This is a genomic window from Sphingomonas sp. CCH5-D11, from assembly GCF_001557395.1.
In the GTDB taxonomy this organism is placed as follows: domain Bacteria; phylum Pseudomonadota; class Alphaproteobacteria; order Sphingomonadales; family Sphingomonadaceae; genus Sphingomonas.
The window spans coordinates 1-6,476 of the sequence record NZ_LSKH01000315.1; the positions used below are offsets into that span (position 1 = coordinate 1).

A 6,476-nucleotide genomic window follows, 5' to 3' on the forward strand; every position below is an offset into this window, starting at 1 on the left:
CAAAGACGCGGCGGGTGGTGGCCTGCAGTTCCGGCGCGTGCTCCGCCGCATTGGTGAAGAACATCGCCACGTCGGCATGCCATTGTTCGCACAACAGCATCGACGCATGCTGGTTGATGACGTCCTTTTCGTCATAGCCGAACATCTGCTCCGCCGCCGGGCTGAACAGCTGGATGTGACCCTGATCGTCCAGCAGGATGGTCGCGTCCGGCACGGCGGCCAGGATGAAGCGGAGCTGGTTTTCCCGCAGGCGAACGGCCTGTTCGATCTGCAGCTCCACCGTGATGTTGCGGATCACGACGCCAAAGCCGCGGTGATTGCCTTCCGCATCGCCAATCGAGGTGATCGTCAGCTGGCCAGGAAAGCGGCTGCCGTCGCGCCGCTGGCATTCGCCGGTCTTCTCGTAGCGGCCCGCCTCGCGCGCCCGCGTCAGCCAGACCTGCGCGGCATGGGCATTGGCGCCGGGCGCGAACAGCGAAAGATCGCGGCCGATCGCCTCCCCGTCACGCCACCCCAGCACGTGCGCAGCGCCCTGATTCCAGTGAACGATATGCCCGCCCGGATCGAGCATGCAGATGGCGCAATCCGCCGCACTGTCCAGCAGCAGCTCGAGCTCCAGCGCGGCGCGAGTCAGGCGATTGGCCTCATTCTCCGCCTCGCCCCGTTGCAGGATCGCCCGGATCCCCACCAGGCCAAGCGCGACGGAGCACAACAGCAGCAGCGTCAGCGGCGCGCCCTCGCGGCTGACATCCTGCCATTCGCGCAGAAACGCGGCGTTGATGGCAAAGGACGTCAGGACGGTCAGCAGCGCCAGCCGCACCCCGCCGAGCCACCAGGCAAGCAGCCCCGCGGCGATATAGACGAGGTAGTAGAGGTTCTGCGGGAGGAACGGCTCGAGCAACAGCCGCCCCGCCGTCGCCACCAGGAGCAGCCCGACGACGCCTACCATGCGCCAGGTCATCAGCGTATCGGTAAGCAGGTTGCGCATTTCACCGACCAGCCCGGTTGGCGGAAAAGACGGCAGCCACGAACGCAGCGTTTCACGCCGGAACGATGATGACAGCGCCGAACTGCGCACCGAAGCCCGCGGCCCCGCCTTGCCAAGCAAGCTCAGCATAAGCCCTCCTCCTTCGCCGAAATGCGCACGACGAACCGTGATGCGCTTCCGACGGCCGGAGCAAAGCCCGGCAAGACCCTGTAACTGGCGCGACCTTTTTTCTGCTCTCTACCTAGCTGAACTTACATATATTTCAAGAAGTAGGTTCATATCAAAGGTATTACACGCGCTCCATTGCGAACTCCGGCGGATGCTGGCGCTCGGCGTAGGACGTTATTAAGCACTTGCGCGTTTTATATTGTTGCCTGCTGCCTTTGGAGTGAGAGCCGGATCCGCTGGCCTGCTTCATGGCTGCGATTGAGTTCTTCACCCGCGATCGCCAGAGCAGCGATGCAAAACTTGTATAAACGGGGACAGGAGCAGCACTAGCGCAGCCCGCCACGACATTATTGTTCGTGTCTTCGAACTGTTCAGTGTGATCGGCCGCATCAAGCAGCAGTCATACCAGCCCTTTGTTACTATTGGAGTTTACGGATATAGTGGCGACTTCCGCTTAACGCCCCTGTACAACATGCCATATACCTCAGCACGATATGGTAACGGCGGCTACGCGTAACACTATACGTAATTGCCGCAATGGACAGCATCGAACGATGTTGTAGCATCCAAAACGAATAGAGCTTTATTATCCATCCGGGAGCGACAATGAAGATCAGCGTCGTCATTCCCACGCATCGCCGATCAGAGCTTTTGTCGCGCGCGATCAGCAGTGTGACCGCACAGGTTCGTCCCGCAGACGAAATCATCATCGTGGATGACGCCGACGATTCGGCCAGCCGAATGGTGGTGGAGCAAGCAGCGGCAACCGGTTCGGTGCCGATCCGCTATGTCCGCAACACCAGCTCGCCGGGCGCGTGCGGGTCTCGCAATCTCGGTGCCTTTGTCAGCACCGGCGACTGGGTGGCGTTCCTCGACGATGATGACGACTGGACGCCTGACTTCCTGGAGCAGCTTGCCCGGCCGGCAAGCGCGGGCACGCCGCTCGTCCTGTCCGGCCTGGTGCGGCACGAGGCGGGCCACGCGCCCGTCGTGAGGGCCAGCCCGGAAGGGCTCACCGCCGCCACCGTGCTGGCGCACCGCAGCTCGATGACAGGCAGCAATTTCCTGATCCGGTCGGATTTGTTCTGCGCGGTGCGCGGCTTCGATCCGTACATGACCGTGTTCAACGATTGGGACTTGTTCATCCGCCTGATCAAACATGGCGCCAGCTATGCGGTGGTGCCGCTGCCGCTCGCGCACTGGCGCGAACATCCCGGGGAGCGCATTGCAACGCCGTCGCTGCGCCGGGCCGACGGCCTCTCGCGGTTCCTCGCCCGGCACGGCAGCGGTCTTCCCCATGCGATGCGGCGCGAATTGCGCACGACGATGCTCGGCATCCGCCGCGCTCATGTCGACGCCAGGTGGCGTTATCTCGAGCTCAGCGTCGCGTTGGCGCTGGCGCATGGCCCGCGCGAATCGCTTTCCCGGCTGCGCGGCAGGCGCGCCGCCCTCGCCTGAACGCGCAGCACCGGTTCGCTCAGGCGCCATGCTCCGCGGCAGGGCGCAGGCCGGTCCGGCCCATGGTGCTGCGTGCCAATATCAATAGCCGCCACAGCCCCGCCCGCCCCTCCGCCGTCGCCGCCTGTCCCAGCGTCGCGAGAAGGTAGGAGAGCGCGATGGCCACGCCGAGCAGCGATAGCGGATCCAGCGTGTCGCGCAGCGCCAGCACCGCGATCACGCACAGGCCCGCGCCCAGCAGCGTGGGCAGCAGAACGGCATAGAGATCCCGCGCGGCAACCGGCGTGCCGCGCGTCGCCATGCGGTACAGCACGGGGATCCGCAGCACCTCGGACACCGCATAAGCAGCGGCGACGCCGGTTGCTCCCCACGGCAGGCCGACGACAAAGCTCGTCACTGTCAGAACCGCCGATATCACGCCCCAGCGCACCATGGAGCGGGTGCGCCCACAACTGATGAAGAGCCAGCCCGTCGCGTTCGACACTGGTTGGATCGCGGCCGTCAGCGACAGCCAGGCGAAGATCGGGCCGGCGTCCCGCCATTGCTCGCCCAGCAGCAGCACGATCACGGTGGTGCTGCACACCGACAGGGCGACCGCGCCGGGAACGATCACCATGACCAGCGCACGAACCGCCAGCAGGTACATGCCGCGATACGCCTCCGGTCGGTCCAGCGCCCGGCTCAGCGTGGGAAGCATGATCTTGCCGAGTGGTTGGTTGATCGTCTGCAGCGGCATGAGCATCAGGCGATAGCTGCGGTCGTACAGGCCCAGCTCCCCTGCCCCCCAGCGCTTGGCGATCAGCAGATTGTCGAGGTTCCGGCAAACGAAGTTCAGGAGGTTGAAGCCGGTGATGTCCACGCCCATCGCCAGCATGGACCGCGTCGCCCGCAGGTCGAGCCGGTGCAGGGAGGGACGCCACCGTTCGTACCACCAGGCCAGGGCGCTCCCGGCCGCGACCCCGGCGAGCATGCCGAAGAACAGCGCCCAGTAAGTGCGCAGCCACCATGCGAGCGCGATGGTGGCGGCCAGCTGGGTGACGGCATTTACCGTTTCCACCGCGCTCAACGCACCAAAGCGCATGTGACGGTTGAGCAGGGCCAGATGCTGGGAGGCGATGCCGGTGGCGATAACGGTGAGGCCGCTTGCCGCCATCAGGCCAATCGCCCGATCATCCTCGTAGAACAGACCGACGAGCGGCGCGATGAGGATGAACAGGGCGGCGATGATGATCGTCGCGATGATGTTCAGCCAGAAGGTGCCGTTGATCTCCTGCGCCGAAATCGTGCGGCGCTGGATGATCGCTTGGTTCAGCCCCAGGTTCTGGAAGATCAGGATGAACCCCATCACCGGCGCGACCATCGCCATCACGCCATAGTCGGCGGGGGTGAGCAGCCGGGCGACAAAGATGCTGGACGCGAAACTGGTCACGATCCGCACTGCCTGCGATGCCCCGAGCACCGCGGCGCCACGCGCGGCGGCTCGGCCAGCCGGTGCCTCAGCCATGTCCGGGTGCCCAGGGGCGTGCGCCGGAAAGGATGATCGGTTCCCGTGCCGTCACGTCCTGCGACGCACTCCACCCATCTCGCGTGTCCGGCGCCGCGATGTCGCTGGTTACGCTGCGCCGCGCCTGGGCGTAGCAGAAGCCGTAGCAGGCCCACATCAGCGCCGCCGTCTTGATCGACAGCAGGGCATTGCTGATCGGCAGGCATAATACGACGAACAGCATGAAACCGTGCTTGCAGATGCGCCCCGCCCGATCATCGCCCAGACTCGTCAGTGTCAGCACCAGCCACAATCCGATTGCCACGAACACCGATTGGCGCACGATGAAATAGGCAAGGCCCGCATCCTCCATGCCCACGCGCTTTTCACTGACACCCAGCAGGTGAGTGATGTCCAGCCGGCCGAATGCTTCCAAGGCATAACGCAACCGCCCCGCAAATGTATCGCCGGTCTCCGTCAGCAGGCCAAGCTGCGCCGCAATGACCAGCGCAAGGATGCAAACCGGCAGATACAGCACGCTGAAGCGCTCGGGCAGGTGCCGCGCGATCGGCAGGAATGCCAGCAGGAGCAGGCAGACGCTCAGCGACAGCCGCCCGTCGCAGATGACCAGCAGCATCAGCGTGGATACGATCAGCCCGATCCGCAGGAGGTTGGACAGGCGCGACCACAGCATGGCGGTGGCTATGGCAACGACAACCGCCCAATTGCCCAGTGAGACCGGCTCCAGGAACAAGGATGATCCGCGATGGAGGCCGGACCCGGCCAGCAGCAACCGGCCCTGTGGCCGCTCCGAACTGATGAACAGGTCGCCGCCGGCCCAGAAATCCGCTTCCGAAAATCCGCGGGTGTTCATGTAGTAATTGGCGATGCGGAAGGTAGCGCCGAAATGCTCCGGGTTCGCCACTTCCCAGATGCCGGCAGCCAGCACCAGCGCCTGCACCGTGACGATCGTCACGATCAGGGTTCGGGGGCTGAGGCGGGTGCCGAGCAGGATGAAGGCCGGCACCAGCAGCACGTCGCCCAGGCTCTTGGCATCGAATTGCGACCGTATGGCTCCCGTAAGTACCGACGCTGCGACGAGCGCCAGCACCACGGCGATCCAGCGGTAGGGCGGCGCCTCTGGCTGGGCCATGCCAAGGATCAGGGCGCCTGCCACGATCGCCCCCTGCACCGATGCCACCAGCCCGGCGCTGAGCGGAAGCCCATATGCCCCCCCCAAGGCCAGCACCGGATTGAACAGCACGGTGGCGGCGAGCAGCACCGCACAGCTGATCTGGATCACGCCGCGATCATGCGCGGTCGCCTCAGCCATGGATCTCCTCCATCAGGTGCCGGGCGACCTCGCTCCAGTCGCCGATCGGCTGCGGGCGGCGCGCCGCCGCGGCCGCGAGCAGCACGGCAGGCGCGAGGCTTTCCGGCTGTTCGGGATCATAGCCGAAGCGCAAGGGGCTGCCGTCCAGGGCGAAGCGTGGGCAGACGGCGGGAAGGCCAAGTGCCCCATATTGCAGGAGCTTGAGACTGCTGTCCGCCAGATATTCCGCGGCCGGGCCGGGGCGATACGGGGCCAGGCCGACATCGGCATGTTGCAGATACGGTAGCGTCTGGGCGAACGGCATCTCGCCATATTGGCGCACATTGGCGCCGAACTGCCCCGCGGGCGTGCCGATCAGGTGAAATGTCCATTGCGGCAGCGCTTCGGCCGCTTGCCGCACCGCCTCTGCATCGAAGAGCATCGAGCCGACCGACACCACATTGTTCGCCGTGTCGTAGGGGTTGGGCGTCGGCGCCTCAATCTGCTGCCGGTCCACGCCGTGCCGCACCAGCAGCTTGCGCGCCGGGAAATGCTGGAAGTGGGGCAACATGCCCCGCGCAACCACCACCACCAGGTCCACCTGTGCCGCGTCGCGATCAAGGATGCGCTGGACACGGGGGTGCACGCCGGCCGTGTCGAGGAGATCCGCCGCCCGATAGACGATGCGCGCGTGCGGCGCCTGCGCGCGCAATCGGCGGATCAGCACGGGCGCGATACCGGATTCGACGATGATCGTATCCGCGGCCGCCGCCGCCGCGTCGAGATCGCGGCCGGGAAGATGCGACCACAAGTCGTAGAGCCAACCGGTGTGGCCGCTGATCAGCGGCAGATCCACGGCATGCCAGGGCGTCTTCCACAACAGCGCGCGAACCCCGTCGCGCTCCTCCCACCGGTTCGCCCGGTCGGCAAAGGCGCAGCGGCGGTCCTTGCGCAGGTGCGACAGCCAGCTGAAGCCCACCGACACGAAGCTTACGTCATGCCCCTGCGCCGCCATCGCCTGCGCCAGGAAGTGGATGCTGGCGCGACGACCGGTGCGATAATCGTGG

At 65.5% G+C, this 6,476-nt stretch carries 5 protein-coding genes; 1 reads left to right on the forward strand and 4 read right to left on the reverse strand.

Features of this window, described 5'->3' with window-relative positions; genetic code table 11:
- The coding region (locus tag AX702_RS19705) for a PAS domain S-box protein (protein ID WP_156455605.1) at positions 1-1,117 on the reverse strand (1,117 nt) is incomplete at its 3' end.
- Between the two features lie 645 nt (positions 1,118-1,762).
- Here AX702_RS19705 and AX702_RS19710 point away from each other — a divergent pair.
- Positions 1,763-2,614, forward strand: a complete 852-nt coding sequence (locus AX702_RS19710; protein ID WP_066782089.1) for a glycosyltransferase family 2 protein — start codon at positions 1,763-1,765, stop codon at positions 2,612-2,614.
- Positions 2,615-2,633: 19 nt separating this feature from the next.
- Here AX702_RS19710 and AX702_RS19715 read toward each other — a convergent pair whose 3' ends face one another.
- The 3 genes from AX702_RS19715 to AX702_RS22705 form a co-directional block, all read right to left on the reverse strand.
- A complete protein-coding gene (locus AX702_RS19715; protein WP_066782090.1) occupies positions 2,634-4,118 on the reverse strand; it encodes a lipopolysaccharide biosynthesis protein in 1,485 nt (494 codons plus the stop codon).
- Entirely contained in the window at positions 4,111-5,430 is a 1,320-nt protein-coding gene (locus AX702_RS19720; RefSeq protein WP_197420695.1) for a polysaccharide biosynthesis protein GumE, read from the reverse strand. The genes AX702_RS19715 and AX702_RS19720 overlap by 8 nt, the downstream gene beginning before the upstream one ends.
- Positions 5,423-6,476 (reverse strand): GumK N-terminal domain-containing glycosyltransferase (locus AX702_RS22705; RefSeq protein WP_066782091.1); only part of this gene is annotated, 1,054 nt, incomplete at its 5' end. The genes AX702_RS19720 and AX702_RS22705, both read right to left, overlap by 8 nt.

Coding starts and splice junctions, on each gene's coding strand:
- AX702_RS19710 (WP_066782089.1), top strand. CDS start 1,763: ATGAAGATCAGCGTCGTCATTCCCACGCATCGCCGATCAGAGCTTTTG.
- AX702_RS19715 (WP_066782090.1), bottom strand. CDS start 4,118: ATGGCTGAGGCACCGGCTGGCCGAGCCGCCGCGCGTGGCGCCGCGGTG.
- AX702_RS19720 (WP_197420695.1), bottom strand. CDS start 5,430: ATGGCTGAGGCGACCGCGCATGATCGCGGCGTGATCCAGATCAGCTGT.